Below are 26,890 nucleotides of genomic sequence, written 5' to 3'. Positions count from 1 at the left end.
CGCAACCCTCAGCGGGCCTCCGCTCCGGCGGGACCGCGCAGGCCCCGTGCCCCACCCAGCCAATCCCTCGCCCATCCGCGACGCCTCCTCGTCCGACTGAGCCGAGCCATGAGTGCGGCCGGCCGGTTCCTCGCCGAGCCACCGACGGCATCCGGGCCATCGAGCTCCCGCCCGACCTCGACGCCGACCCGCTGCACCACCACGACCCACACACCGCGGCCCAGGCTGCAGCGGCCGAGAACCTCTTGCGCTGCTGGGTACGCGAACACGACCTCACCCCTCCCCAGGACCCCAGCGGCATCCTCCACATCCCTCTCCCCGCCACCGGCACGACCCTCCTCGCGCCGGTGCACTACTGGTCCCCCACCGGCTGGCACCGCTTCGGCCTCCCCCACCTCGCAGGCACCCCCGACACCGCCCCTGTCGACGCGGTCACGCTTGCGGCCCTGCTGGCCCGCGAAGCAACCGCACCAGCCAGACGCGACCCATCGGACCTGGTCGGCAGGGTCGCCGACTCCGCCCGTCGCGTCGCCGTGTTCCTCACCGAGCGCCGAGCTCAACCCGTCGACGACCCCGACCGTTTCCTGGCCGCCGAGCAGGCTCTCCTCCTCGGCCACCCCCTGCACCCCACCCCGAAGAGCAGGGAAGAACTCTCCGAGGCCGAAGCGCGTCTGTACTCACCCGAGTTGCGTGGTTCCTTCCCTCTGCACTGGATGGCGATCGCACCCTCCGTCCTGTCGACCGACTCGGCGTGGACCGAGCGCGGCCGTGTCGTCCCCGCCCGCCGACTGACCGAGCGGCTGGCCGGCCCAGCACTGCCCCTGCCCGACGGTTTCACCGCTCTGCCCCTGCACCCCTGGCAACTCCGCGAGGTCCGCCACCGGCCGGCCGTCGCCGCTCTGCTCGACGCAGGTCTCTTGCGCGACCTCGGTCCGCACGGCGCTTTGTGGCACCCCACCTCCTCCGTCCGCACCGTTCACCGCCCCGGTGCCCCCGCGATGCTGAAACTCTCGCTGGGCCTGCGCATCACCAACTCCCGTCGCGAGAACCTCCGCAAGGAACTCCATCGCGGTGTCGAGGTGCACCGCCTGCTGCGCACCGGCCTGGCCGCGCGGTGGCAGGCGGCCCACCCCGGGTTCGACATCGTCCGCGACCCGGCCTGGCTGGCAGCCACCGCGCCGGACGGCGAGCCCCTGGCAGGCCTGGACGTGGTCATCCGGCACAACCCGTTCGGCCCGGCGGACGACGCGTCCTGTGTCGCGGGCCTCGTGTCGCCCAGGCCGTACTCCCGTGGCGAACGCCGTCCCGAGGAGCTTCTTCGCATGCGGTCGCGGCTTGAAGAGGTCGTGACCCGTCTCTCCGGGCGCACCGGGCGTCCCCGGGGCGCTGTGGCCATCGAGTGGTTCCTGCGCTACCTGGAGCACGTCGTGAGACCCGTGCTGTGGCTCGACAGCGAGGCCGGGATCGCCCTCGAAGCACACCAGCAGAACACACTCGTCGTACTGGACCCCGACGGCTGGCCCATCGGCGGTCGGTACCGCGACAACCAGGGCTACTACTTCCGCGAATCCCGCCGCGCCGATCTCCGATCCCGGCTGCCCGGCATCGGCGATCGCAGTGACACGTTCGTCTCCGACGAGGTCGCCGACGAACGGTTCGCCTACTACCTCGGCATCAACAACGTGCTCGGCCTCATCGGTGCGTTCGGCTCCCAGCGTCTCGCCGACGAGCGAGTTCTTCTCGCCGCCCTCCGCCGCTTCCTCACGGATGTGGCCACCGGTCCCGCCCGGCTGAACACCACCCTGCCCGCCAGGCTTCTCGACTCACCGGTCCTGCGCTGCAAGGCCAACCTCCTGACCCGTCTCCACGGCCTCGACGAACTCGTCGGCCCGGTCGAAACCCAGTCCGTCTACGTGACCATCACCAACCCCCTCCACCCATGACCGGCCACTCCGCCCCGCCTCCGGACAGCTGTACAGCCCACTCGCCCGCGTACTCCGACTCCCATCAGCCCCGAGGAACATGACCCACCCGTACTCCTGAGAGGAGCGTCGCCGTGCCTCCCACCGACGCGAGCACCCATGCGAGCACCGACGCCGGCACCGCCTCGGCCCCTGGCAATGAGGACACACTCGAACTACGCCTGACCGACGACTTCCTCGCGCTCCTGCCCAAGGACACCGACCTGTGCGGTGGCAGTACCGAGACGGGTCGGGGGGAACTCCGGGCCGGTGGAGAGTTGCTCGACCACCTCGCGGACTGGGGGCCGGTCAATACCCCGGCAGGCACCCTGCACCTCGTCCCCGTGCGCCTCGAACGGGACCTGCCGCTGATCTCCCGCTGGATGAACGACTCGGCCGTGGACTCCTACTGGAAGCTCGGCGGAGCCGAGGAGGTGACCGCTGAACACCTGCGGACCCAGCTCGGCGGAGACGGTCGCAGCGTGCCTTGTCTCGGACTGCTGAACGGCACCCCGCTGAGCTACTGGGAGATCTACAGGGCGGATCTCGATCCTCTCGCCCGCCACTACCCCGTCCGTCCGCACGACACCGGGATCCATCTGCTCATCGGACCCGTGGCCGACCGGGGGAGCGGTCTCGGCTCCACCCTGCTCCGCGCCGTGGCCGATCTCGTCCTCGACAGAAGACCTTCCTGTGCCCGCGTCGTCGCGGAACCCGACCTTCGCAACTTTCCCTCCGTCTCCGCTTTCCTCAGCGCCGGCTTCCGCTACTCCGCCGAGATCGACCTGCCCGACAAGCGGGCCGCCCTCATGTGCAGAGATCGGCTGCTGCGCGATCTGATGTAGATCCGATGTGGATCTGCTGTGACGCCGTCATATGTGGTACACCGCCCGAGCCGATCCGGTTCCCGGTCGCACCGACGCGAATTCCGGGCTCCGAGACCGTCCCGTCCCGCCGAAGAGAAGACGCCTTGATCCCGCCTCCCAGGCCCCTCGCGTCCGCCGTGATCACCCGTTTGTCAGTGGTGACCCGTAGGGTGGTCGCGCTATGACGAAGCCCTCACTCCACGAACTCCTGCATGCAGCCGTCACTGCCGTCGGCGGCACGGAGCGCCCCGGCCAGGTGACCATGGCCGAAGCCGTCGCGGAGGCGATCGACGACGGCTCCCATCTGCTGGTCCAGGCAGGCACCGGCACGGGCAAGTCCCTCGGTTACCTGGTGCCCGCGCTCGCTCAGGGAGAGCGTGTCGTCGTCGCCACGGCGACCCTCGCCCTCCAGCGGCAGCTCGTGGAACGGGACCTGCCCAGAACGGTCGACGCGCTGCACCCCCTCCTGCGCCGCCGCCCGGAGTTCGCGATGCTCAAGGGCCGGTCGAACTACCTGTGCCTGCACCGGCTGAACGAAGGCGTGCCGCAGGACGAGGAGGAGGGCCTCTTCGACCAGTTCGAGGCCGCCGCGCCCAGCAGCAAGCTGGGCCAGGACCTGCTGCGGTTGCGGGACTGGTCCCAGGAGACCGAGACAGGCGACCGGGACGATCTCACCCCAGGCGTGTCCGACCGTGCCTGGGCGCAGATCTCCGTGTCGTCCAGGGAATGCCTGGGCGCTTCGAAATGCGCGTACGGCGCCGAGTGCTTCGCCGAGATGGCCAGGGAGCGGGCCAAGCTCTCCGAGGTCGTCGTCACCAATCACGCGCTGCTCGCGATCGATGCCATCGAGGGTGCTCCGGTGCTCCCGCAGCACGAGGTGTTGATCGTGGACGAGGCGCACGAACTCGTCTCCCGGGTGACCGGTGTGGCGACCGGTGAACTCACCCCGGGCCAGGTCAACCGCGCCGTGAAGCGGGCGGCGAAGCTCGTGAACGAGAAGGTCGCGGACCAGCTCCAGACCGCCGCAGAGGGGTTCGAGCGGGTTATGGAGCTGGCTCTGCCGGGCCGGCTGGAGGAGATTCCCGAGGACCTGGCGTACGTCCTGATGGCGCTGCGTGATGCCGCTCGCGCGGTGATCTCGGCTATCGGCAGCACCCGCGACAAGTCCGTCCAGGACGAGGACGCCGTCCGCAAGCAGGCTCTGGCGGCCGTGGAGAGCGTGCACGACGTGGCGGAGCGGATCAGCAACGGCTCCGAGTGGGACGTTGTCTGGTACGAACGTCATGACCGTTTCGGCGCCTCTCTCCGCGTCGCCCCGATGTCCGTCTCGGGTCTCCTCCGGGAGAAGCTCTTCGCGGACCGCTCCGTCACCCTGACCTCGGCCACGCTCAAGCTGGGCGGCGACTTCAACGGCATCGGGGCGTCACTGGGACTGGCCCCCGAGGGCACCCAGGGCGACGACCTTCCGCAGTGGAAGGGCGTGGACGTGGGGTCGCCGTTCGACTACCCGAGGCAGGGCATCCTCTATGTCGCCAAGCACCTGTCCCGTCCCGCGCGGGACGGCGACCGGGCGGACATGCTGGACGAGCTCACGGAGCTGATCCAGGCAGCCGGCGGCCGGACGCTCGGGCTGTTCTCGTCGATGCGGGCCGCCCAGCTGGCGGCTGAGGAACTGCGCGTCCGTATCCCGGAGTACCCGATCCTGCTGCAGGGCGAGGAGACGCTCGGCGAGCTGATCAAGGGCTTCGCGGCCGACCCGAAGACCTGTCTCTTCGGCACCCTCTCGCTCTGGCAGGGCGTGGACGTGCCCGGTCCCAGCTGTCAGCTGGTCGTGATGGACAAGATCCCGTTCCCCCGGCCCGACGATCCGCTGATGAGCGCTCGTCAGAAGGCCGTCGAGGAGGCGGGTGGCAATGGCTTCATGGCCGTCGCCGCCACGCACGCGGCCCTGCTGATGGCGCAGGGTGCCGGCCGTCTCGTACGGGCGCAGGGAGATCGTGGCGTGGTCGCCGTACTGGACCAGCGGCTCGCGACCGCGCGGTACGGCAGCTATCTGAAAGCCTCACTGCCCGACTTCTGGTACACGACGGACCGTAACCAGGTCCGTAGGTCGCTCGCTGCGATCGACAGCGCCGCGAAGGACAGGGAAGCGGCGAAGAAGGAGGAAGAAGCGGAGACGGCGGACGTCTGACGAACGGCCGGTGGCCTGTCCCCAGGGTGCGGGGGACAGGCCACCGGCCGTGACGCGCTCGGGCTCACGCCTCGGGCCGAGGTGCTTGGCGGGCCCTGGGCAGCCCAGGGCCCCGGAACCGGCGCAGTGGATTCCGGGGCCCGGATCAGGGGCGGGGACGGGCACGGGCGACCGTCCGCCGCTGGGTGTCAGACGCGGCGCAGGACGGCCACCACCTTGCCGAGGATGGTCGCGTCGTCACCCGGGATGGGCTCGTAGGCGGCGTTGTGCGGGAGCAGCCAGACATGGCCGTCCTCGCGCTTGAAGCGCTTGACGGTGGCCTCGCCGTCCAGCATGGCGGCCACGATGTCCCCGTTCTCCGCGACGGGCTGACGGCGGACCGTCACCCAGTCACCGTCACAGATCGCCGCCTCGATCATGGAGTCACCGACGACCTTCAGGACGAAGAGCTCGCCGTCACCCACCAACTGGCGGGGGAGCGGGAACACGTCCTCGACGGACTCCTCGGCGAGGATCGGGCCGCCTGCGGCGATCCGGCCGACGAGCGGCACGTACGAAGCGGCCGGCTTGCCCGCCGTGTCGGTCGGCTGGGCCGATGCCTGGTCGGAGCCGCGGACCTCGTACGCACGCGGACGGTGCGGGTCGCGGCGCAAGAAGCCCTTGCGCTCCAGTGCCATGAGCTGGTGCGCCACGGAGGACGTGCTGGACAGGCCGACCGCCTGTCCGATCTCCCGCATGGACGGCGGGTACCCGCGCCGCTGCACCGAGTCCCTGATCACCTCGATGACTCGGCGCTGCCGGTCGGTGAGCCCGGAGCTGTCCGCCCTGATGCCTGGAGGTCGGCCGGGCAAGGCTCGCTTGGGCCCGTCATGGTTCGTGGCTTCGTTCATCGCATGCACCGGCTCGAGTCGGCTCTGGGAGCGGTCCTGGGCAGTGATGGTGGCACTGTCAGCGGTGGTGGTCACGTCGGCCCCTCTCGATGGTCTCCCGTGCAGCACAACGGTAGTTGCTTTCGAAAGGTTGCGCCAAACACACGTTCGAGTGAAAAACCGTGGATTACCTGACGTGACCATGTGACCGGGTGTAGGGCGGGCGGCTCCGGCGGACAAAAGTGTTGATTGCTGTACTCTTCACCGCCGGGGCGCAGGGCCTTGTGGGCCGCTGTCGCCGTGTGGCCCAGTCTGCCATCCGGTACTCCGTCGACCGGGTACCGACCCCTTTCTCGTGGCGCCCCCGCCGCGCCCGCGTCCGCTGCGCGACGGCGCGGATGCGCTCCGCGACGGACTCCGCGTCTGGCACATGCCGATACGTGCGCGACACGCGCGCCGTGGGTGGATTTACGTGTCGATCCCTACATCTAGTGCTTGGATTGCCGCAACGGCCCAGAAGTTGTGGTCCCCCGGGTCCTCGGCCTCATGGTCATCCCCTATGCTGGGGGCTGCTTCCGCGGGGCCCGAGTGGCCCGTGGGGCCTATTGAGTCGTGCTGTGAGGAGGGTTGGAGTTATGCACTGTCCCTTCTGCAGGCACCCCGACAGCCGCGTCGTCGACAGTCGTACGACGGACGACGGCACGTCGATCCGCAGGCGCCGCCAGTGTCCCGACTGCTCCCGTCGTTTCACGACGGTGGAGACGTGTTCGCTGATGGTGGTCAAGAGGTCCGGCGTGACCGAGCCCTTCAGTCGTACCAAGGTCATCAATGGCGTCCGCAAGGCATGCCAGGGCAGGCCTGTCACCGAGGACGCGCTCGCCCAGCTCGGCCAACGGGTCGAGGAGGCGGTGCGCGCGACCGGAAGCGCCGAGCTGACCACCCACGACGTGGGGCTGGCCATACTCGGCCCGTTGCAGGAACTCGACCTCGTCGCCTATCTGCGGTTCGCGAGCGTCTACCGGGCGTTCGACTCGCTGGAGGACTTCGAGGCCGCCATCGCGGAACTCAGGGAAGAGCAGGGGAAGCGCCCCGGCGCGAACGACGCGAGCGACGAGGACGTCGCGAGTGCGGTCGACGGGCGCGTGGAGGGCGACCGCGGGGCCGGAGGGGCTCAGATTCCGGTGCCCGCCAACGCCGCCGACTGACGGCGGGCCGCACCGCCGGACCAGTGGGTCCGGACGGCCGGCGGCGATCAGACCTGTCGCGAACGGCTGTGTCAGCCGGGTCGCGACACAAGACAGAACACCGTGTCACGGGAACATCGTGGCACTTCAGGGCGTTTTCGCCCGTACAGGGAGGCGGCATGACAGAGACGGCGAGCGGTCCGGCACGGAGTTCCCGCGCCAAGGGCACCAAGGCGAGCAAGGGCCTGCGTATCGAGCGCATCCACACCACCCCCGGCGTGCACCCGTACGACGAGGTGGTCTGGGAGCGGCGTGACGTCGTCATGACCAACTGGCGCGACGGCTCGGTCAACTTCGAGCAGCGCGGCGTCGAGTTCCCCGACTTCTGGTCGGTGAACGCGGTCAACATCGTCACCAGCAAGTACTTCCGCGGTGCCGTGGGCACCCCGCAGCGCGAGACCGGCCTCAAGCAGCTGATCGACCGCATCGTGAAGACGTACACGAAGGCCGGTGAGGACAACAAGTACTTCGCCTCGCCCGCCGACGCCGAGATCTTCGAGCACGAACTGGCGTACGCCCTCCTGCATCAGATCTTCAGCTTCAACAGCCCCGTGTGGTTCAACGTGGGCACCCCGCAGCCGCAGCAGGTGTCCGCCTGTTTCATCCTGGCCGTCGACGACTCCATGGAGTCGATCCTCGACTGGTACAAGGAAGAGGGCATGATCTTCAAGGGCGGCTCCGGCGCCGGCCTGAACCTCTCCCGCATCCGTTCCTCCAAGGAACTGCTCTCCTCCGGCGGCAACGCCTCCGGTCCGGTCTCCTTCATGCGCGGCGCCGACGCCTCCGCGGGAACGATCAAGTCCGGCGGCGCCACCCGTCGCGCGGCCAAGATGGTCGTCCTCGACGTGGACCACCCGGACGTCGAGGACTTCATCGCCACCAAGGTGAAGGAAGAGGAGAAGATCCGCGCTCTGCGCGACGCGGGCTTCGACATGGACCTGGGCGGCGACGACATCACGTCCGTCCAGTACCAGAACGCCAACAACTCGGTCCGCGTGAACGACGAGTTCATGACGGCCGTGGAGAACGGCACCGAGTTCGGCCTCCGCGCCCGTATGACCGGCGAGATCATCGAGAAGGTCGACGCCAAGGCGCTGTTCCGCAAGCTCGCCGAGGCCGCGTGGGCCTGTGCCGACCCAGGCATCCAGTACGACGGTGTGATCAACAACTGGCACACCTGCCCCGAGTCCGGCCGCATCACCGCGTCCAACCCGTGCAGCGAGTACATGCACCTGGACAACACGTCCTGCAACCTCGCCTCGCTGAACCTGATGAAGTTCCTCAAGGACGACGGCCTCGGCCACCAGTCCTTCGAGGTCGAGCGCTTCGCCAAGGTCGTCGAACTCGTCATCACCGCGATGGACATCTCCATCTGCTTCGCCGACTTCCCCACCCAGAAGATCGGCGAGAACACCCGCGCCTTCCGTCAGCTCGGCATCGGCTACGCCAACCTCGGCGCACTGTTGATGGCGACCGGCCACGCGTACGACTCCGAGGGCGGCCGTGCCCTCGCCGGTGCCATCACCTCGCTGATGACCGGCACGGCGTACAAGCGCTCCGCCGAACTGGCCGCGGTCGTCGGCCCGTACGACGGCTACGCCCGTAACGCGGACGCCCACAACCGCGTGATGAAGCAGCACTCCGACGCCAACGGCACGGCTGTCCGCATGGACGACCTGGACACCCCGGTGTGGGCCGCCGCCACCGAGGCCTGGCAGGACGTGCTGCGCCTCGGCGAGAAGAACGGCTTCCGCAACTCGCAGGCGTCCGTGCTCGCGCCGACCGGCACCATCGGTCTGGCCATGTCCTGCGACACCACCGGTGTCGAGCCCGACCTGGCGCTGGTCAAGTTCAAGAAGCTGGTCGGCGGCGGCTCGATGCAGATCGTCAACGGCACGGTCCCGCAGGCCCTGCGCCGCCTGGGCTACCAGGAGGAGCAGATCGAGGCGATCGTCGCCCACATCGCCGACCACGGCAATGTGATCGACGCCCCGGGCCTCAAGCAGGAGCACTACGAGGTCTTCGACTGCGCCATGGGCGAGCGCGCCATCTCCCCGATGGGCCACGTCCGCATGATGGCCGCGATCCAGCCGTGGATCTCCGGCGCCATCTCCAAGACGGTCAACATGCCGGAGACGGCGACCGTCGAGGAGGTCGAGGAGATCTACTTCGAGGCCTGGAAGCTGGGCGTCAAGGCGCTCGCGATCTACCGCGACAACTGCAAGGTCGGCCAGCCGCTCTCCGCGAAGACCAAGGAGACGGAGAAGGCCGAGATCACCGAGAAGGCCGAGGAGACGATCCGGGCCACGGTCGAGAAGATCGTCGAGTACCGCCCGGTCCGCAAGCGTCTTCCGAAGGGCCGTCCCGGCATCACGACCTCCTTCACGGTCGGTGGCGCCGAGGGCTACATGACCGCCAACTCCTACCCGGACGACGGTCTCGGCGAGGTCTTCCTGAAGATGTCGAAGCAGGGTTCGACCCTCGCGGGCATGATGGACGCCTTCTCCATCGCGGTCTCCGTCGGCCTCCAGTACGGCGTTCCGCTGGAGACGTACGTCTCGAAGTTCACCAATATGCGCTTCGAGCCGGCCGGCATGACGGACGACCCGGACGTGCGGATGGCGCAGTCGATCGTCGACTACATCTTCCGCCGCCTGGCGCTCGACTTCCTGCCCTTCGAGACGCGCTCCGCGCTCGGCATCCACTCCGCCGAGGAGCGCCAGCGCCACCTGGAGACCGGCTCGTACGAGCCGGCGGAGGAGGACGTCGACGTCGAGGGTCTGGCACAGTCGGCCCCGCGGCAGACGGACCTGAAGGCCGTCTCCACCCCGAAGGCCGGAGCCGAGGTGGCCGCTTCCGCCCCGAAGCAGGCCCACACCAGCGCCGAACTGGTGGAGATCCAGCTGGGCATCCAGGCCGACGCTCCGCTGTGCTTCTCCTGCGGGACGAAGATGCAGCGGGCCGGCTCCTGCTACATCTGCGAGGGCTGCGGCTCGACGAGCGGCTGCAGCTGAGCGTGAGCGCCTGTCAGGCGTGAGGTGACCGTCAGAGGTGGGGAGCCGGCGATACGCCGGCTCCCCCTTCTGCTGTCCCGCTCCGTTGTCGTGGCGATCGACGCGTCAGGTCGCCCGGTGCCTCTTCGGGGCGGAGGTCAGGGCTCTCGCGTGCCGCCCATGACGCGGGCGAAGGTCGCCGGGTCCTCGTCGAAGCCGGTGATGCCGGGGTGGAAGGTCCATTCGCCGCTGGCGTCGCGGACGAACTCGGCGACGGTCGCGGCCGTCGATCCGAGGACGGCACCGAAGTCGTCCTCCGCCAGGACGGTGTAGTCCTCACGGATGCGCAGGGCGGGCTTGGTGACGTTGGCGAAGGTCTTCGGGCCCGATCCCTGCTGTATGGCGACACCGATCACGACCCGGCCGTACCGGCTGTCGAGACGGTTCAGCTCGACCGTCATGACCTCGTCCCAGCCGAAGCCCTGCCCGGTCTTGCTGTCGCGGTTGAGGGTGATGGTGCCGTCGGGTGAGCGGCTGTCGAAGTGCACCACATAGGCGGGGCCGCCGCTCGGATCGGTCGCCGGGTAGGTGGCCGCGACGATGTCGAGATCCGTCGGCGGCTGTCCGGCCGGACTCGGGTCCCACTTCAGCGACACCTCGACCTTGCGAATGCCCTTGTTGAGGCCGTTCAACAGAACTCCCTCCCCGTTCTTCTGTGCGTGCGGGCCGAACTGCCTGGCGGTCCAGGCCAGTTGTCCATCCTCGCATGCGGACCGGGGCGCTCGCCCGGGTGCAACCGGCCGGAGAGTGACCGCCGCCACGTTCCGTGGCCTTACCATGGCGCGGTGCTGGTCAAGTGGATTCGCTGCACCGTGGTGGACCGCCGCGGTTTCGAGCGGGGGCAGCGAAAGTGGGCGGGGCTACTGGGGGAGCCGGGATTCCGTGGACAGGGCGGGGGTTGGAGCCGGGGGCGGGCCGGTGTGGCGCACATCTTCTCCTTCTGGGAGAGCCGTGCCTTCTACGACTCCTTCATGGCGCGCTCCCACGACCGGCTCGCCGCATCGCAGTCGGGCACCTTCAAGGACATGCAGGCCAAGCTCTTCGACCACCGGTTCGACGTGAAGACCGGTTTCGAGCCGCGCTTCACGGACGCCGATCTGGTGCGGGTGGCGCACTGCCGTGTCCACGAGGAGCGGGCCGAGCACTTCGCGCTGATGCAGGAGAAGGTCTGGAACCCCGCGATGGCGGGCTCTCCGGGCATGGTGCGGGGCCTGTTCGGTGAGGCGCCCGCTCACGAGTTCATGATCCTCTCCATGTGGCAGTCGGCCGCCGAGCACGGGAAGTACCGCGTCGAACGCATCGAACGCCTCGCCCTGAGGGCCCAGATCGAGGCCGATGTCGCCGCCATGACCGGCGACATCGTGGAGCTGGAGCCGAGCTGGACGGTCTGAGAGGCCGACTTCGGTGAGTTTGAATCTCAAACCTGACAGGGGTGGGTGTGCGGGACTTGTGTGACCTACGCCGTATGGCACCCGGACGAGTGCTCGATCCGGCCTCGTCCCCTTTAGGGTCTTGGCATGGCACGACCACGGCGCATCATCCTTGTCCGACACGGCGAGTCAACGGGCAATGTTGATGACACCGTGTACGAGCGCGAGCCCGACCACGCACTCGCCCTCACCGATCTCGGCTGGCGGCAGGCGGAGGAGACCGGCAAACGCATCCGCGACGTCCTCGGCCGCGAGCGCGTCAGCGTCTATGTCTCCCCTTATCGCCGGACGCACGAGACGTTCCAGGCGTTTCACCTGAACCCCGAGCAGGTGCGTGTGCGCGAGGAGCCGCGGCTGCGCGAGCAGGACTGGGGCAACTGGCAGGACCCGGACGAGGTACGTCTCCAGAAGGCCTACCGGGACGCGTACGGTCACTTCTTCTACCGCTTCGCGCAGGGTGAGTCCGGCGCCGATGTCTACGACCGGGTCGGCGGCTTCCTGGAGAGCCTCTTCCGCAGTTTCGAGGACCCGGACCACCCGCCGAACGTGCTGCTCGTCACCCACGGGCTCGCCATGCGTCTGTTCTGCATGCGCTGGTTCCACTGGACGGTCGCCGAGTTCGAGTCGCTGTCGAACCCCGGGAACGCGGAGATGCGGATGCTCGTTCTCGGGGAGGACGGCAAGTACACGCTCGACCGGCCGTTCGACCGCTGGCGGGACCCGGAGTCGTACGGGGCCACCAGTTAGAGTGGCAGGGCGATGACCGCTGACTCCTCTCCTCATGGCCCCCTCGGACGGGCCCTTTCCAGCCTGCGCGGACTCGCGGTGGGTGACGCGCTGGGCTCGCAGTACTTCGTGCCCGTGAACTACCCGCTGCTCAAGCGCCGCGAGACCCCGCCCGGCCCCTGGCAGTGGACCGACGACACCGAGATGGCCTGCTCCGTCGTGGCGGTCCTCGCGGCCCACCACCGGATCGACCAGGACGAACTCGCCCGAGCCTTCGCGGAGCACCACGACTTCGACCGGGGCTACGGGCCCGCGGTCAACCGACTGCTGCGTCTGGTTCGCGAAGGTGGCGACTGGCGTGAGCTGGCCTCCGCGCTCTTCAACGGCCAGGGATCCTGGGGCAACGGCGCGGCCATGCGGATCGCCCCACTGGGCGCGTGGTACGCGGACGACCCCGAGCAGGCCACCCACCAGGCGGAGATCTCGGCCTACCCCACGCACCAGCACCGTGAGGCCGTCGTCGGTGCCATGGCGGTCGCCGCGGCCGCCGCCTTCGCGGCCGATCCCGCCGGCCCGCCGAGCGCCGGAGCGTTGCTCGACGGGGTCATCGCCCTCGTCCCGAAGAGCGCCGTCGGCGCGGGACTGCGACGCGCCCGGGACATGCTCGACTACGCCGACGCGGACACCGTCGCCGCCGTACTGGGCTGCGGACGGCGTACGACGGCGCACGACACGGTGCCGTTCGCGCTCTGGTCGGCGGCACGCGCCCTCGGCGACTACGAGCGGGGTTTCTGGACGACGGCCCAGGTGGGCGGTGACGTCGACACGACCTGCGCCATCGTGGGCGGAGTGGTCGCCTCCGCTAAGGCCGGGGCGCCTCCCGAGGCGTGGACACGGCAGACCGAGGCGTTCCCGGAATGGCTCCAGGTGGGATGACCGGGGTCGGGTGAGGCATCCGGCGGAGGGGGGAGTGCTTCCCCAGCCTCGTCGGCCCCAAGCGTCCCAACTGTCACAGGAGTGCCACAGTGCGCTCCTCGGCCGGCCGCACGGGCTCAGCTGCGGCATACCCTGTCCGCCACGCCGCCTGTTGATCATGACGAGTCGCGGCGACGAGGTACCGGCAACGAGCCTTCTGCCACAGCCGCGCGCTGCGTACGGTGGGTGACGAGGGCCGGTCCGGGGGAGGGGGACCCATGTCCGAGACACCGTCAGCTTCAGCCGCGCCGGAACCCGAAGGCCCATCGCCGAGGGCCCGCGCGGTGACCGAGAAGGGCAGATCCGGGTCGACGGCATCTGCCGGCGCCACGCCTGAGGGCAAGGCGGGCAGACCCGCATCCATACCGGGCGGACCGCCGCCCTCGCCGCCCGTCCTGATCGATTTCAGCCCGGGCGATCCCGCGCCGATCCGTACCGCGACCCTGTGGGCGGCCCTGGCCACCGGCCTGCTCAGCATGGTGTTGTTGGGCGAGGGGCTGGCGGTCAACCTGGTCTTCGTCGCCGTGCCCGCCACGCTCGCCGTGTACTTCGCGGGCCGTCGGGCGGGCCGGCGTCCTCGCCCGTGGGCCCTCGTCTGGGGCGTCGGCGGGCTGGCGCTGCTCACCGTACCCGCGCTGCGGGCCGCCGAATGGCCCTCGTTCCTCGCCGTCGTCACCGCGTTCGCGGCGGGTTCACTCGCCCTGCACGGCGGCCGCACCTGGCCGGCCGTTCTGCTCGGACCCGTCGGTGTCCTCACCTCGCTCGTCACCGGGCCGGCCTGGGCCTGGCAGGGCCTGCGTGAGCGGATGGGAGGCGACCGCGGCCGCCTGGCGCCCCTGCTGAGGGCGCTGGTCGTGGCCGCGGTCCTCCTCTTCGTCTTCGGCGCGTTGTTCGCCGGGGCGGACGCGGCCTTCGCCGATCTGCTCGGCGCTCTGGTGCCCGACGTCTCCGTGTCCGACGGCCCCTGGAGATTCCTGCTGCTCGCGCTGGGCCTGTTCGGAACCCTCGCGGCGGCCCGTACGGCGGCCGCGCCCGCCCGTTGGGACCGCCTCCAGGTGCCGGCGGGCCGCGCCCGCGGCCGTGTCGAGTGGGCGCTGCCGCTGGTCGGCCTCGTCGGGCTCTTCGCCGTCTTCAACGCCGTTCAGCTCGCCGTGCTCTTCGGCGGCTACGACGCGGTGCTGAAGGAGACCGGCCAGACCTACGCCCAGTACGCGCGCCAGGGCTTCTGGCAACTGCTCATGGCCACGTTGCTCACCCTGGTGGTCATCGTGGTCGCCCTGCGTTGGGCCCCACGCACCCGATCGAGTGACAGGACGCTCGTGCGTGGGGTGCTGGGAACGCTGTGCGCGTTGGCGCTCGTTGTCGTGGCATCCGCGGTGCGACGTATGGACATGTACGTGGAGGCCTATGGACTGACGCGGCTGAGGATCTCGGTGCTGACCATGGAGCTCTGGCTCGGCCTGGTCATCGTGCTCATCATGGCCGCCGGTGTGTGGGGTGCCCGATGGCTGCCGCGCGCCGTCGCGGCCAGTGCGGGCGCCGTGGTGCTGGCGTTCGGGCTGGTGTCGCCCGACGGGCTGATCGCCGAGCGCAACGTCGAGCGGTACGAGAACACGGGCCGCTTCGACCTCCTCTACGCGAGGGGGCTGTCAGCCGACGCGGTGCCCGCCCTCGACCGGCTGGGGGAGCCGATGCGGTCGTGCGTGCTGTGGGACATCAAGGAGGAACTGGACGAGCGCCGTCACATTCCCTGGTACGCCACGAGCTGGGGCGAGACCGAGGCCAGGCGCATCCTGGACGAGCGTCCGCCGGTGGCGGACGCGAGCGGCGAGCCGGCATGTGGTGAGCTGGGACCGGAGTTCTACCGCTGACAGTCGCGGGCCCGCACCCGGCCGGACCACGCCCAGGTCCTTGGTCACCTGGGCGTGCTCCGGCCGGTGTGCGGCCGTTTCCGTGACCGTCCCGTCAGCCTCCGGCGGTGGGTCCGGCCGTGCCCGAGAGGGCTTCCAGGTCGCTCTTGCGGACCCTGATCACCAGGAGGGCGGTGGCCAGGGCGAGTACGGCCATCGCGACAGCCGGTATGAAAGCCGTCGAGATGCCCTGGGAGAGCACCTCGTGGCTCCAGGGGGCCGGCAGCTGCTGCGTCTTGGCGAACTCGGCCTTCTGCGCGTCCGTGGCCTGGGTCATGAAGAGCTGGACCTGCTTCTCCCCTTCGTCACGGCTGGCCGTACCGAAGACCGTCGTGAGGATGGACAGGCCGAGCGAGCCGCCCACCTGCTGCGTGACGTTGAGGAGGCCGGACGCCGCGCCCGCCTCGTGCGGGGCGACCCCCGAGACGGCGGTCAGGGTGAGGGTCACGAAGTTCAGGCCCATGCCGAAGCCGAACATCACCATCGGGCCGAGCACGCCGCCGAGGTAGGAACTGTCGGGGCTGATGAAGGTCTGCCAGGTCAGGCCGAGCACCACGAGGGTGGAGCCGGCCACCATGAACGGCTTGGGGCCGAGCACCGGCAGGAACCGTTGGGACAGGCCGGCACCGGTGACGATCGCGACGGTCACCGGGAGGAAGGCCAGACCGGCCTCGATCGGGGTGTAGCGCAGCACGTTCTGTACGAACAGCACGATGAAGAAGAACATCCCGAACATCGCCGCCGCGAGGCTCAGCATGATCACGTACGTGCCCGAGCGATTGCGGTCGGTGAACATCCGGAGCGGGGTGATGGGCTCCTTGGCGCGCCTCTCGATGAGGCCGAACACCAGCAGCAGGACCACCGCGGCCGTGAAGGAACCGATGGTCAGGCCATCGCGCCAGCCGTCCTCCGCCGCGCGGATGAACCCGTAGACCAGCGAGGCCATACCGGCGGTCGAGGTGAGCGCGCCCGCGATGTCGAACCGTCCCGGGTGCCGCTCGGACTCGCTGATGTACATCGGGGTGAGGACGGCGATCAGCACACCGATGGGCACGTTGACGAACAGCACCCACCTCCAGTCGAGCCACTCGGTGAGCATGCCGCCCGCGAGCAGGCCGATGGCGCCGCCACCGGCGGAGACGGCGGCGAAGACACCGAACGCGCGGTTGCGCTCGGGACCTTCGGGGAACGTCGTCGTGATGAGCGCCAACGAGGTCGGCGACGCGATCGCCCCGCCGACGCCCTGAAGGGCGCGTGCCGCGAGCAACTGCCAGGGTTCCTGGGCGAACCCGCCGAGCAGCGAGGCGAGCGTGAAGACGATGATTCCGGTCATGAACACTCGGCGGCGGCCAAGGATGTCACCGGCCCGGCCGCCCAGGAGGAGCAGACCACCGAAGGTCAGCGTGTAGGCGCTGACGACCCATGTCAGGTCGGTGGTACTGAACTTGAGCGCGTCTTGAATGTGCGGGAGCGCGATGTTCACAATCGTCGCATCGAGTACCACCATGAGTTGGCAGGCCGCGATGACGGTGAGTGCGATGCCGGGGCGCCCCTCCCGGCGGGCGGCTCCCGGCTTCTGATCCTGAATCAACGGAGAGGTTGTCACTATGGGTCCCCCACAACTGCCTTAGTGAACGCTCGCGTTCACTGACGCGCCCACGGTAGTGAGTCCCCCTTAGTGAACGCAAGCGTTCACCGAAGTCGCCGCCGTGGTCTGCGTCGTCCGTCCGCTTCCGCTTTCGGTACCCCCGCCCCCTGGCTCAACGGAGAAACACAGATGGTCACTTCGCGCTGGACGGCCGCTCCCGCCCCGACGGCCTCCCCGCGCCGGCGCGGCGCCGTGCTCGAACGCGCGATCCTCGATGCCGCGCTGGAGCAGCTCAGTACGGTCGGCTGGAGCGGCCTCACCATGGAGGGAGTCGCCGCGGGCGCCCAGACGGGCAAGGCGGCGGTCTATCGCCGCTGGCCCTCCAAGGAGGACCTCGTCGCCGACGCCCTGCAGGCCGGGCTGCCGCGTTTCGAGGAGGCGCCCGACCTCGGGAGCGTGCGCGAGGATCTGCTGGCGCTGTGCCGTCAGGCACGTGAGGCGATGTTCTCCCGCCCTGGGTTCGCTCTGCGGTCGGTCATTCACGAATGCGACACCACTCAGGCCGAGCGCTTCCATGGCGTGATCATCGAGGGTGTCGTGGAGCCGACGGTCAAGCAGCTGCGTGAGGTCGTCGAGCGTGGAATTCAGCGGGGTGAGGTGCGGCCCGACGCGGCCAACGGCTATGTCTTCGACGCGATTCCGGCCATGATGATGTACCGCTCGAAGGTGTGCGGCAGCGAATGGAGCGAGCGGGACATCGAGGAGATGATCGACCAGTTGATGGTTCCGCTGCTCTGTCGGTGAGGTGCCCGGCGGGGTCGGCGGGTGCGGTGAGGTTGCCCCTGGAAACCTGGGTGTCGCGCGGGGACGCGGGCGGCGTAGGCTAAGGGCGCCATGCCGTACGAACCACCTACTCACACCGTCGAGCGCTCGCTGCGCGCCACGACCGGAGCCAAGGTCATTGCCGGTGTCGACGAGGTGGGGCGCGGAGCGTGGGCCGGTCCCGTCACCGTCTGCGCGGCGGTCACCGGACTGCGCCGACCGCCCGAGGGCCTCACCGACTCCAAGCTCCTGACGATCAGGCGACGCGAGTCGCTCGCCGAGGAACTGCTGAAGTGGGTCACCTCGCACGCCCTCGGTCACGCCTCTCCGGAGGAGATCGACGACCTGGGTATGACGGCCGCGCTGCGGCTGGCCGCCGTGCGGGCCCTGGAGGCGCTTCCGGTGCGGCCCGACGCGGTCATCCTCGACGGCAAGCACGACTACCTGGGGTCACCCTGGCCCGTCCGTACGGTGATCAAGGGCGATCAGTCCTGTGTCGCCGTCGCGGCCGCTTCGGTGATCGCCAAGGTTCAGCGCGACAAAATGATGGCCGAACTGGGTGTCGACCATGCAGACTTCGGTTTCGCGGCCAATGCCGGGTATCCGTCGCCTGTCCACAAGGCCGCGCTGGCGGAGCGGGGCCCCACCCCGTACCACCGGTTGTCGTGGGCGTATCTTGATGCGCTGCCCCAGTGGCGGCACCTCAAGAAGGCCCGCAACTGGGCGGACGGAAGCGTTCCGGAGATCGAGGGGCAGCTCGGCTTCGATTTCTGACGGATTCGTTCGCACTCATGTGCCACCCGCCGACGCGAGTCGCACCGGCGTTTGATAAACATCAGCTCATGCCTCTCATTCCCGAGGAGCCTCAGATTCACGAGAGTGCCCAGGGCCCGCGTGCCACTCCGGCCAGCGGCCGGGTCGCGCCGACCCCCCGTCCCGTACCCGGTCCCCGTCCCGCGGCTCCGCCGCGTCCCGGTCGTCCGGGTCCTGCCCGGCCGGTGCCGGCCCAGCGCGCGGCTCACGCCGCGGCCAAGCCCGGGCCGTCCGCTCCTGCCGCAACCCCGCAGATCCAGCTGATCCCGGCCTCGGCCGAGGGTGCGCTGGACGCCGCCGAGGAAGCCGTCGACCTGCTGTTGGATTCGGGCCGTGCCCCCGGTGACGTGCTGGTGATCACCACCGGCGAGTCACATCCGTGGGCCGACCACGAGCTCTCCTTCGGCGAGGCCGCCTACTGGGCGCAGCACGACGCGGGCGACGACGTCTTCTACGCCGATGCGTCGGCCACCGACCGGGCCGCGCCGCGTCCCGTCGTCGTGGTCGCCGTCAACGGCGGAACCGATGCCGTCACCGCCCAGGCGCTGCCCAAGGCCCTCGGCCGGGCCCGGGCCCTGCTGATCGTGTGCGGCGACCCGCAGACGATCAACTCGGTGCTGGGCGCCGGGGTCTGAGCCGCCGAGGACCCGGCCCGGTCGGCCCGCGAGGGCCCGCCGGGGAGCCGTGCGTGCCCGGGGACGACCTGGGCACGCACTGCGGCCACACCCCGTGACGGGGCGCTTCGGCGCGCCTGCGGGGTGTTTCGGCATGTCCGGGGAGCGTTTCGCGTGGTGTCGTGGGTGTTGCCTGCGTTGCCATCGCTCAGCTTGCCGGTGCGGTGCGGTGCGGTGCGGTGCTGTGCGGTGCGGTGCTGTGCGGTGAGTGCGGTGCCGTGAACGTGCCTCGCCGCGGGTGCGGTGCAGGTGAGAGGGGTGCCGGAAACTTCGCCTTGCGTGCGCCACGCCGTGCTCCGTGCGTTTGCCGCACCCCCGCGGGCTCTGCGCGGGTGGGTGCGGCGTACGCCGTCGTCCGGGCGGGTGCCCAAGCGAGTCGGAGTGGCTGCGGCTCAGCGCGCCGCGACCCGGCGCATTACCTCCGACGCGACTCCACCGGTGCGTGGCATGGGAGGCGGCGCGACGGCCGTGGCGAACGGCTCGGCCGGTGAGTCCGCGTGAGGACGGCGGCCACCTCGGCCCTCGCCGAGGACCTGCCAGCCGTCACGTGTCAGCGTGATGTACGCCCCGCAGCGCAGCCCGTGCAGTGTGCAGGCGTCCCGCAGCCCCCACATCCACGCCCCGTCCTCCTCCGTCCAACGCGCGTCGCCCTCACGGCAGTAGAGCAGCACGGCCGTACGCACCGGGGTGCGCCGGCGCAGGTCGTGCGGAATGACCCGACGCAGCTGGGCGAGGAGAGCGTTGCGGAACATCCACCCGTCGGCAGGGGCCGGACGCCGGACGAACGAGGCGCTCGCCAGCAGGCGTTCGTCCGGATCCAGGACGGCCACGACCGCCGTCGCGGGCCGGGGCTGATGTCGTGCGTGCAGCCCGCTGACGACCTCCCGGGGATTGCGCAGCAGTGGAATCCCGGCGGCGGCCCACTCCGCGGGCTCGAGCAACCGGTTGGCGGAAGCGGCGGACAGGTCGGCAGAGGTCGACACGGAGGCCGCCGAGGACGGAGCGAATCCGAAGGTCACGATCCTCCCTTCGGCTACGCGCCCACACAGCGGGCGGGGGTCGGACTTGGGGGAGCGCACGCCGCAGCAGAAGCCCTACCGATTGACGAGTGGGCCGTGCGGGGAGCGGACTCCAATTCTTCCTGGCGAACTTGGTTGCGGCAACGAGCAATTGGGGCCACTGACAGTTTTGTGGTGATCCACCGCTTATATCCCTGCGCATAGGACGCGTCGGTAACGCCCAAGCGGGAGGGGGCTCACGCCTGGTTGACGACCGGTCACCCCCGGACGGCGAGAACGAGGGGCAACACCCCCTGTGCGCCCGCGCGCCGGAGCACGCGCGTGGCGACCGCGAGCGTCCAGCCGGTCTCCGTGGCGTCGTCGACCAGCAGTACCGGCCCGTCTGCCCTCATGAGAGCGGCGGCCAGTTCGGGTGGCACGGTCAGTGCCCCGTCGAGTGCCTTCAGGCGTTGTGCGCTGTTGCTGCGGGTGACCTGGGAAACCGCGCCGGTGTACGCCAGCGAGCCCAGCAGCGGCAGACGACCGATCTCGGCGATCCGCGCACCGAGGGAACCGATCAACTGTGGCCGGGTACGGGATGGCATGGTGACGACACCCACCGGACGGGGCTGCGCGTCGGCCTGCCCGGAGGCCCAGCCGCCGGGGCCCTTCGCCCAGTCGGCCAGGACGGCTACCACCGCCTTCGCCACGTCGTCCGGAACCGGCCCGTCCGGTGCTTGGGGCGCGAGCATCGGCCGCAGTCGGTTACCCCAGCCGATGTCCGACAGCCGTCCCAACGCCCGCCCCGGAGCCGCCTGTTCACCGGCCGGAATACGTCCCTTCAGATTGACGCCGACCGTCGGCAGCCCGGTGGGCCACATCTTGCGGGGCTCCACCTCGACCCCCGCCCGCCCCAACTCGCCGCGCGCCGCGTCCAGCGCCGCCGCGGAGACGGAGTCCGTGAACCTGGGCTTCGTGCAGGTGTCGCAGCGCCCGCACGGCACGGCCTCCTCGTCGTCCAACTGCCGTCGCAGGAACTCCATCCGGCAGCCCGGAGTCGTCACGTAGTCGCGCATGGCCTGCTGCTCGGCCGCGCGCTGCTTGGCGACCCAGGCGTAGCGCTCGGTGTCGTACGTCCAGGGGACGCCGGTGGAGACCCAACCGCCCTGGACCCGGCGGACCGCACCGTCCACGTCGAGGACCTTCAGCATCGTCTCCAACCGGGAGCGGCGCAGTTCCACCAGCGGTTCGAGGGCGGGCAGGGACATCGGTCGCTCCGCGTGTGCCAGGACGTCCAAGGTCCGGCGCACCTGCTCCTCCGGAGGGAACGCGACCGAGGCGAAGTACTCCCAGATCGCCTGGTCCTCCTTGCCGGGCAGTAGCAGCACCTCCGCGTGCTCGACACCGCGACCCGCGCGGCCCACCTGCTGGTAGTAGGCGATGGGGGAGGAGGGTGAGCCCAGGTGCACCACGAACCCCAGGTCGGGCTTGTCGAAGCCCATCCCCAGGGCGGAGGTGGCGACCAGGGCCTTGACCCGGTTGGCGAGGAGGTCCTCCTCGGCCTGCTGCCGGTCGGCGTTCTCCGTCTTCCCGGTGTACGACGTCACGGTGTGCCCGCACTGGCGGAGGAACGCGGTGACTTCCTCGGCGGCGGCCACGGTGAGCGTGTAGATGATCCCGGAGCCCGGCAACTCGTCCAGGTGGTCGGCGAGCCACGCCATCCGGTGGGCGGCGTCCGGCAGTTCGAGCACGCCGAGGCTCAGGCTCTCGCGGTCCAGGGGCCCGCGCAGGACCAGGGCGTCCGTGCCGCCGCCGGTGCCCAGCTGCTCCGCCACGTCGGCCGTCACGCGCGCGTTGGCCGTCGCGGTCGTGGCGAGCACCGGGACACCCGACGGCAGGTCGGCCAACATGGTGCGCAGTCGGCGGTAGTCGGGGCGGAAGTCATGGCCCCAGTCCGAAATGCAGTGCGCCTCGTCGACCACGAGCAGCCCGGTCGCGGCCGCCAGCTCGGGAAGGACCTGGTCACGGAAATCGGGGTTGTTGAGCCGCTCCGGACTGACCAGGAGTACGTCGACCGTGCCCGCGGTGACCTCCTGGCGGATCGAGTCCCACTCCTCCGTGTTCGATGAGTTGATGGTCCGCGCGTGGATGCCGGCGCGGGCGGCCGCCTCGACCTGGTTGCGCATGAGGGCGAGGAGCGGGGAGACGATGACGGTGGGTCCCGCGCCCCGCTCGCGCAGCAGCGCGGTCGCGACGAAGTACACCGCGGACTTGCCCCAGCCCGTGCGCTGCACCACCAAGGCTCTGCGCTGCTCCGCGACCAGCGCCTCGATGGCGTGCCACTGGTCCTCGCGCAGTCGCGCGGCGCCCGTCGGCGCGCCCACGAGGCGGGCGAGCACGGCGTCGGCGGCCGTACGCAGATCTTGGCGGTCCGTGGGGGGCAGGTCTTCGTCGCTCATGGCCCCATGCAACCCGATGCCTCGGACATCGCGCGAACGGGAGGAGTGAACTGTGGACAGCTTCTGACGTGATCATGGTCGGACTTATCCACAGGGCAAAGCGGAATCTCAAGATCCGCGAGATGGTCGCCGCATGACGAATCACAGCGAAGCGGCCGGGACCTCCGGCAACAGTGACATCAGCGGGCAGAACGGCCACGGGCGCGCGGGCGAGCCCTCCGCCTACTTGGGGCACGGCGCGACCACCGGACCTCCCGACGGCCAGCAGGTCACCCTCCGCACCCCGGCAGAACTCGCCGACGCCCTGCCCTACCTGCTCGGATATCGCCCCGAGGACAGTATCGTCCTCGTCGCACTGCACGACCGGGACGCCCGAGGACGGTTCGGCGGACGCGCACGACTGGGCATCCCGGCCCAGACGGACGACTGGCCGGCCGTGGCCCAACAACTGGCCCACGGGCTGGTGACCGGAAGTGAGCGTCGAGGTGCCAGGCCGGAGAGCATGGTCGCCTTCCTCTGCCAGGATCCGGCGAGCGGTGAGTCGCCGCACGAGGTCATGGAACGCCTGCGGCCGCTCGCCCAACTGCTGCGCAGGGCCTGCGGCACCCTGGACGTGCCGGTGGTCGAGGCCCTGTGCATCTCCGAAAATCGCTACTGGTCCTACTGCTGTCCCGGCAACGGATGTTGTTCTGCCGACGGGCAGCCGATGGGGCTACCGGGCACCTCTGTGCTAGCCGCCGCCGCGACCTACGCCGGCCTCCAGGTGCGCGGCACACTGAAAGAGATGAGGGCCAGGCTGTTGCCCTGGGAGAGCGCTGCCGCGCTGCAGCAGGAGGCCGCCCTCGACGCCGCGCAGTCCGCGCTCGTCCCCCGCATTCTGCACGCGGAGAGTCGTGCGGACGTCGCCGAGGAGACTCTCGCCGTGGCACAGTGCGCCATCGAGCGACTGGCCGCCGCTCCGTCCGTGTCCGGCACGCTGGACGCGGACCTCCACGACGACGAACTCGTCGGACACGGGGACGCGGCCACAATGATCCTCGGACTCCAGGACCGCGCCACCCGCGACCGCGCCGCCGAATGGATGGAAGGCGACGAAGCGGGCCCGGCCCTCCGTCTCTGGCGCGCCCTCGCCCGCCGCTGCGTCGGCCCCTACGGCGAGCACGCGGCCGCCCCCCTCACGCTTGCGGGCTGGGTCGCCTGGTCCTCGGGAGACGAACTGGAGGCCCGCGAGGCCTTGGCCATGGCCCTCGCCGCAGATCCCGACTACCTCTTCGCCCGCCTCCTGCACCAGGCCTGCAACGAGGGCCTCGACCCCGAGTCCATTCGCCGCTGCCTGCGCGCCGAACGCAAGGGACGTGGCTTGGCGTCGCCCCCTGCCAACGCCGGAGCCGGCGGCGAGGAGAGCCGTCCCGACCAGCCTCCGGTCATGCAGTCGACCTCGGCTGAGCCCTGCGTCGCGACCGGCTCCCGGCGCCGACGCAGGTCACACCCGGACGGGAACGCCGACACCCGCCCCGTCCGGCGATCACCCGGCGCCGCTCACGCCCGCCGATCGCGCTCCGCTGACGGCAGTGCACCCGCCGGCCGACGGCCGGGGAGCACGGTCGACGGCGCGCGCGGTCGGGCGCGGGCCCGCCGCGGTGGCGGTGGGCGGCCCACCGAGGGGGAGACGTGACCGCGCCGGTCCGGCACAGGGCGTGGAGGGAGGCGCTGTCATGGATCGTGGCGCACCTGAGCGCGCTGTTCCCCCTCAGCGCCGTCCCAGGCACCTCGCCGAACCTCTGGTCGCTCGGCTTCCCGGGGCAGGGGCGTGACCCGGAGCGGAGCCGCTCCGTTCACCTGAGTGGCGGTACCCGTGGCCTGGCCTCGCCACCGTCGCACCCCGTCCCTCTCCGGCTCCCCACCTGGTGCCGAGCGCACCCCACGCGCGCCGAAGACAGAAGAAGCCACTCCATGCCCCTGCCCTCCATGTCCGATGCCGACAAAGTCCCGTCCTTCCTCAGGCCGGTCCCGCCCTCCGCCCGGGCCCGTGAGGAGGGAAGCGGCGCTCCACCCACGGACGTCCGCGGTCCGGTGCCCCGCGTCACGGGCTCACGCCCACCGGGCCGCAGCGGCCCGGTGGGCGCAGTGCCCGGTGCGGGCGGCCCGCCCGGGCTGCCGCACACGGTCACCGGAAGCCCTTCGCCCCGGCAGGCGTCGTCCCCTGTCCCCCGCCGCCCAGCGGAGCTGCCACCGGCCCACACGACGCTGATCTGTGTCGCCCTGCCGGGCCTTGCGATCTCGACGGAGCAAGGCCAACTGAACGGCCGGGGACTGGAGGGCTTCTACCGCTCCGGACGGCGCATGCTCTCCCGCTGCCAGGTGAGGGTGGCCGGACGGGAACCGCTCGCCGTGCAGGCGCGGATGGTCTCGGCCGACCGAGCCCGCTTCATGGCGACGCTGCGCATGTCCGCCGAGGCCGGGCCGGACCCGGACGTCATGGTCGAGCGCACACGGTATGCCGACGGTACCGAGCGGATCACCCTGCACAGCACGGCCCGCCGCCCACTGCGCCTCCCCCTCGAGGTGTCCCTGGGAACGGATCTCGCGGAGCTGGGCGCCGTCGCCTCCGGCAGCGCCGGCGCGGAACTGCCGGCGAGTGTGCACGACTCCGGCCTTCGGTGGTCCAGTGCGCATGGGCACTCCACGGTGACGGCGCATCCGCCGCCCACTGACGCCCTGGCCTCCGCGGGGCTGCTGCGCTGGGAGTTGGAGCTGCCGCCCGGCGGCACCCGGAGCGTGGAGCTGCGGGTACGACCGGACGGCGCGGGCCCCATCAGGCCGGTGGGGCGGGGGGCCACGAGCCCCCTCTCCCAGGCCGGGGCGGCGGGCGACGACCCGACGGTGCAGCCCTTCCTGCACACCTGCCTCGAGGACCTCGAAGCACTGTTGCTGCGTGACCCGAGGAATCCGTCCGACACCCATCTCGCGGCGGGCGCGCCCTGGCGCTGCGGCATGGCCCCGGCCGACGCACTGGTCGCGGCCCGGATGACCCTGCCACTCGGCACCCGCCTCGCCGCGGGCACCTTGCGCATCCTCGCCCGCACCCAACTCGTGGGCCGGGAAGCACAGTCCGGCATGATCCCGGGTCCGCGGCGGGACGCGGGCCCTCATCTGCCGCCGGTCTGCACCGGCACCGAGGCGACCCTCCTGTTCCCCGTGCTCCTCGCGGAGGCCAGGAGATGGGGACTGCCCGAGCAGGAGACCGAGGAACTGCTGCCCGCGGCTGAGCGCTGCCTGCGATGGCTTCGGGGCGCTGTCGGAAGCGGCGCCTATCTGCCCGACCCGCGCCCAGGAGGTCCGCTGCGTTGCGAGACCCAGGCGCACGCTCACCGGGCCGCGCTGCTGGGCGCGGATCTCCTCGATGCGTACGGCCGACCGAGCGGGGACGAGCTACGGGACTGGGCGAGAGAACTGCGGGCCCGGTTCGCGATGGACTTCTGGGTCGAGGAACGGGGCGGTGGCAGACCGGCGGCCGCCCGTACCCCGGACGGGCGGGTCGTGCCGCATCTGGGAGCCGGTACCGCACACCTCTTGGACACCGGGCTGCTCGGTGCCGGGGAGCAGGCCCCGGGGCTTCTCGACAAGGTACGGACCGAACAACTGGCGCGGCTGCTCGGAGGGCCGGCCATGGACTCGGGGTGGGGATTGCGGAGCCTGGGCGCGAAGGAAGCCGGATACAACCCCTTCGGCCATCGCAGCGGCGCCGTGCGTGTGCAGGAGACGGCGATCGCGGTCGCGGGGCTGGCGGCAGCCGGGTACGAGAAGGAGGCAGGCGCGCTTCTGCGGGGGGTGCTGGCGGCGGCGGAGAACTTCGACCGTCGGCTGCCAGAGATGTACGCGGGTGAGCAGCGGACGGCGGGAAGTGCCCCGCTGCCCCACCCCGCGTCCTGCAGACCGGCCGCGACGGCGGCGGCCGCGGGGGTGCTGCTGCTCACCACCCTTGTCGGAATCCGTCCCGACGCCCCCGCCCGGACGGTGACCCTGCGGCCGGTTCGCAGTGCGCCGCTGGGAGAGATCGGTATGACGGGACTGCGCGTCGCGGGCGCTCCGTTCGCCGTACGTGTCAGCAGGCTGGGGCTCGCGATGGTCGAGGAGGCGGCCGACGGGTTGCAGCTGGGAGTGTGACCACCGTGACGTGCGAGGGAACGGCAGGCGATGCCTGGTGCACGGGGTCGGCGGCCGTGCCGTGGGTCCGGTGTCGGGCAGAAGTGGATCAAGTGGGGAAGCGACCACGAAGGGAGTGTTTATCGTCAGGCAGACGACTATGAT

At 70.5% G+C, this 26,890-nt stretch carries 19 protein-coding genes; 14 read left to right on the top strand and 5 right to left on the bottom strand.

Annotated elements, in window-relative coordinates:
* Positions 1 to 62 precede the first annotated feature (62 nt).
* The 3 genes from K1J60_RS11815 to K1J60_RS11805 all read left to right on the top strand — a co-directional run bounded on the left by K1J60_RS11815 (position 63) and on the right by K1J60_RS11805 (position 5,018).
* Complete coding sequence (locus K1J60_RS11815) at positions 63 to 1,943, top strand: IucA/IucC family protein (RefSeq protein WP_220651421.1); 1,881 nt, start codon at positions 63 to 65, stop codon at positions 1,941 to 1,943.
* A 113-nt stretch (positions 1,944 to 2,056) separates the two neighbouring features.
* Positions 2,057 to 2,806, top strand: coding sequence for a GNAT family N-acetyltransferase (locus tag K1J60_RS11810; protein WP_220646191.1), 750 nt, complete (start codon positions 2,057 to 2,059; stop codon positions 2,804 to 2,806).
* Between the two features lie 202 nt (positions 2,807 to 3,008).
* Positions 3,009 to 5,018 carry an ATP-dependent DNA helicase gene (locus tag K1J60_RS11805; RefSeq protein WP_220646190.1) on the top strand — a complete coding sequence of 670 codons (2,010 nt, stop codon included), beginning with the start codon at positions 3,009 to 3,011 and terminating at the stop codon, positions 5,016 to 5,018.
* Positions 5,019 to 5,206: 188 nt separating this feature from the next.
* On the opposite strand, the gene lexA is transcribed toward K1J60_RS11805, so the two are convergent.
* On the bottom strand, positions 5,207 to 5,983 hold the full coding sequence (gene lexA, locus K1J60_RS11800; RefSeq protein WP_033525142.1) for a transcriptional repressor LexA: 777 nt from the start codon (positions 5,981 to 5,983) through the stop codon (positions 5,207 to 5,209).
* Positions 5,984 to 6,522: 539 nt separating this feature from the next.
* On the opposite strand from lexA, the gene nrdR reads away from it, so the two are divergent.
* Together nrdR and K1J60_RS11790 are read left to right on the top strand one after the other, a co-directional pair.
* Positions 6,523 to 7,092, top strand: a complete 570-nt coding sequence (gene nrdR, locus K1J60_RS11795) for a transcriptional regulator NrdR (RefSeq protein ID WP_220646189.1) — start codon at positions 6,523 to 6,525, stop codon at positions 7,090 to 7,092.
* Between the two features lie 158 nt (positions 7,093 to 7,250).
* Positions 7,251 to 10,145, top strand: a complete 2,895-nt coding sequence (locus tag K1J60_RS11790; protein WP_220646188.1) for a vitamin B12-dependent ribonucleotide reductase — start codon at positions 7,251 to 7,253, stop codon at positions 10,143 to 10,145.
* A 137-nt stretch (positions 10,146 to 10,282) separates the two neighbouring features.
* Here K1J60_RS11790 and K1J60_RS11785 read toward each other — a convergent pair whose 3' ends face one another.
* A complete protein-coding gene (locus K1J60_RS11785; RefSeq protein WP_259407685.1) occupies positions 10,283 to 10,816 on the bottom strand; it encodes a TerD family protein in 534 nt (177 codons plus the stop codon).
* A gap of 153 nt (positions 10,817 to 10,969) precedes the next feature.
* Here K1J60_RS11785 and K1J60_RS11780 point away from each other — a divergent pair, with 153 nt between their 5' ends.
* The 4 genes from K1J60_RS11780 (at position 10,970) to K1J60_RS11765 (ending at position 15,186) form a co-directional block, all read left to right on the top strand.
* A complete protein-coding gene (locus K1J60_RS11780; protein WP_184900127.1) occupies positions 10,970 to 11,575 on the top strand; it encodes a YdbC family protein in 606 nt (201 codons plus the stop codon).
* A 126-nt stretch (positions 11,576 to 11,701) separates the two neighbouring features.
* Positions 11,702 to 12,361, top strand: coding sequence for a histidine phosphatase family protein (locus K1J60_RS11775; protein ID WP_078936923.1), 660 nt, complete (start codon positions 11,702 to 11,704; stop codon positions 12,359 to 12,361).
* Between the two features lie 12 nt (positions 12,362 to 12,373).
* Positions 12,374 to 13,276, top strand: coding sequence for an ADP-ribosylglycohydrolase family protein (locus K1J60_RS11770; RefSeq protein ID WP_220646186.1), 903 nt, complete (start codon positions 12,374 to 12,376; stop codon positions 13,274 to 13,276).
* A 257-nt stretch (positions 13,277 to 13,533) separates the two neighbouring features.
* Positions 13,534 to 15,186: a DUF4153 domain-containing protein gene (locus K1J60_RS11765; RefSeq protein WP_220646185.1), complete on the top strand. Its 1,653-nt coding sequence runs from the start codon at positions 13,534 to 13,536 to the stop codon at positions 15,184 to 15,186.
* 94 nt (positions 15,187 to 15,280) lie between these two features.
* On the opposite strand, the gene K1J60_RS11760 is transcribed toward K1J60_RS11765, so the two are convergent.
* Positions 15,281 to 16,831: an MFS transporter gene (locus tag K1J60_RS11760; protein WP_220646184.1), complete on the bottom strand. Its 1,551-nt coding sequence runs from the start codon at positions 16,829 to 16,831 to the stop codon at positions 15,281 to 15,283.
* A 171-nt stretch (positions 16,832 to 17,002) separates the two neighbouring features.
* On the opposite strand from K1J60_RS11760, the gene K1J60_RS11755 reads away from it, so the two are divergent.
* The 3 genes from K1J60_RS11755 (at position 17,003) to K1J60_RS11745 (ending at position 19,083) form a co-directional block, all read left to right on the top strand.
* Complete coding sequence (locus tag K1J60_RS11755; RefSeq protein WP_220646183.1) at positions 17,003 to 17,617, top strand: TetR/AcrR family transcriptional regulator; 615 nt, start codon at positions 17,003 to 17,005, stop codon at positions 17,615 to 17,617.
* 90 nt (positions 17,618 to 17,707) lie between these two features.
* Complete coding sequence (locus tag K1J60_RS11750; protein ID WP_220646182.1) at positions 17,708 to 18,409, top strand: ribonuclease HII; 702 nt, start codon at positions 17,708 to 17,710, stop codon at positions 18,407 to 18,409.
* A gap of 68 nt (positions 18,410 to 18,477) precedes the next feature.
* Positions 18,478 to 19,083, top strand: coding sequence for a hypothetical protein (locus K1J60_RS11745; RefSeq protein WP_078936924.1), 606 nt, complete (start codon positions 18,478 to 18,480; stop codon positions 19,081 to 19,083).
* Positions 19,084 to 19,514: 431 nt separating this feature from the next.
* Here K1J60_RS11745 and K1J60_RS11740 read toward each other — a convergent pair whose 3' ends face one another.
* Both K1J60_RS11740 and K1J60_RS11735 read right to left on the bottom strand, forming a co-directional pair.
* On the bottom strand, positions 19,515 to 20,141 hold the full coding sequence (locus K1J60_RS11740; protein WP_220646181.1) for a hypothetical protein: 627 nt from the start codon (positions 20,139 to 20,141) through the stop codon (positions 19,515 to 19,517).
* Between the two features lie 257 nt (positions 20,142 to 20,398).
* The gene (locus tag K1J60_RS11735; protein ID WP_220646180.1) at positions 20,399 to 22,579 is read right to left on the bottom strand and encodes a RecQ family ATP-dependent DNA helicase; all 2,181 of its coding nucleotides are present in this window, start codon (positions 22,577 to 22,579) and stop codon (positions 20,399 to 20,401) included.
* 133 nt (positions 22,580 to 22,712) lie between these two features.
* On the opposite strand from K1J60_RS11735, the gene K1J60_RS11730 reads away from it, so the two are divergent.
* Positions 22,713 to 24,254, top strand: coding sequence for a DUF4192 domain-containing protein (locus K1J60_RS11730; RefSeq protein WP_220646179.1), 1,542 nt, complete (start codon positions 22,713 to 22,715; stop codon positions 24,252 to 24,254).
* A gap of 278 nt (positions 24,255 to 24,532) precedes the next feature.
* The gene (locus K1J60_RS11725) at positions 24,533 to 26,746 is read left to right on the top strand and encodes a glycogen debranching N-terminal domain-containing protein (protein ID WP_259407684.1); all 2,214 of its coding nucleotides are present in this window, start codon (positions 24,533 to 24,535) and stop codon (positions 26,744 to 26,746) included.
* Positions 26,747 to 26,890: the final 144 nt, after the last annotated feature.

The organism is Streptomyces akebiae, assembly GCF_019599145.1.
Lineage (GTDB): Bacteria > Actinomycetota > Actinomycetes > Streptomycetales > Streptomycetaceae > Streptomyces > Streptomyces akebiae.
This window is presented reverse-complemented; position numbering and strand designations above follow the sequence as displayed.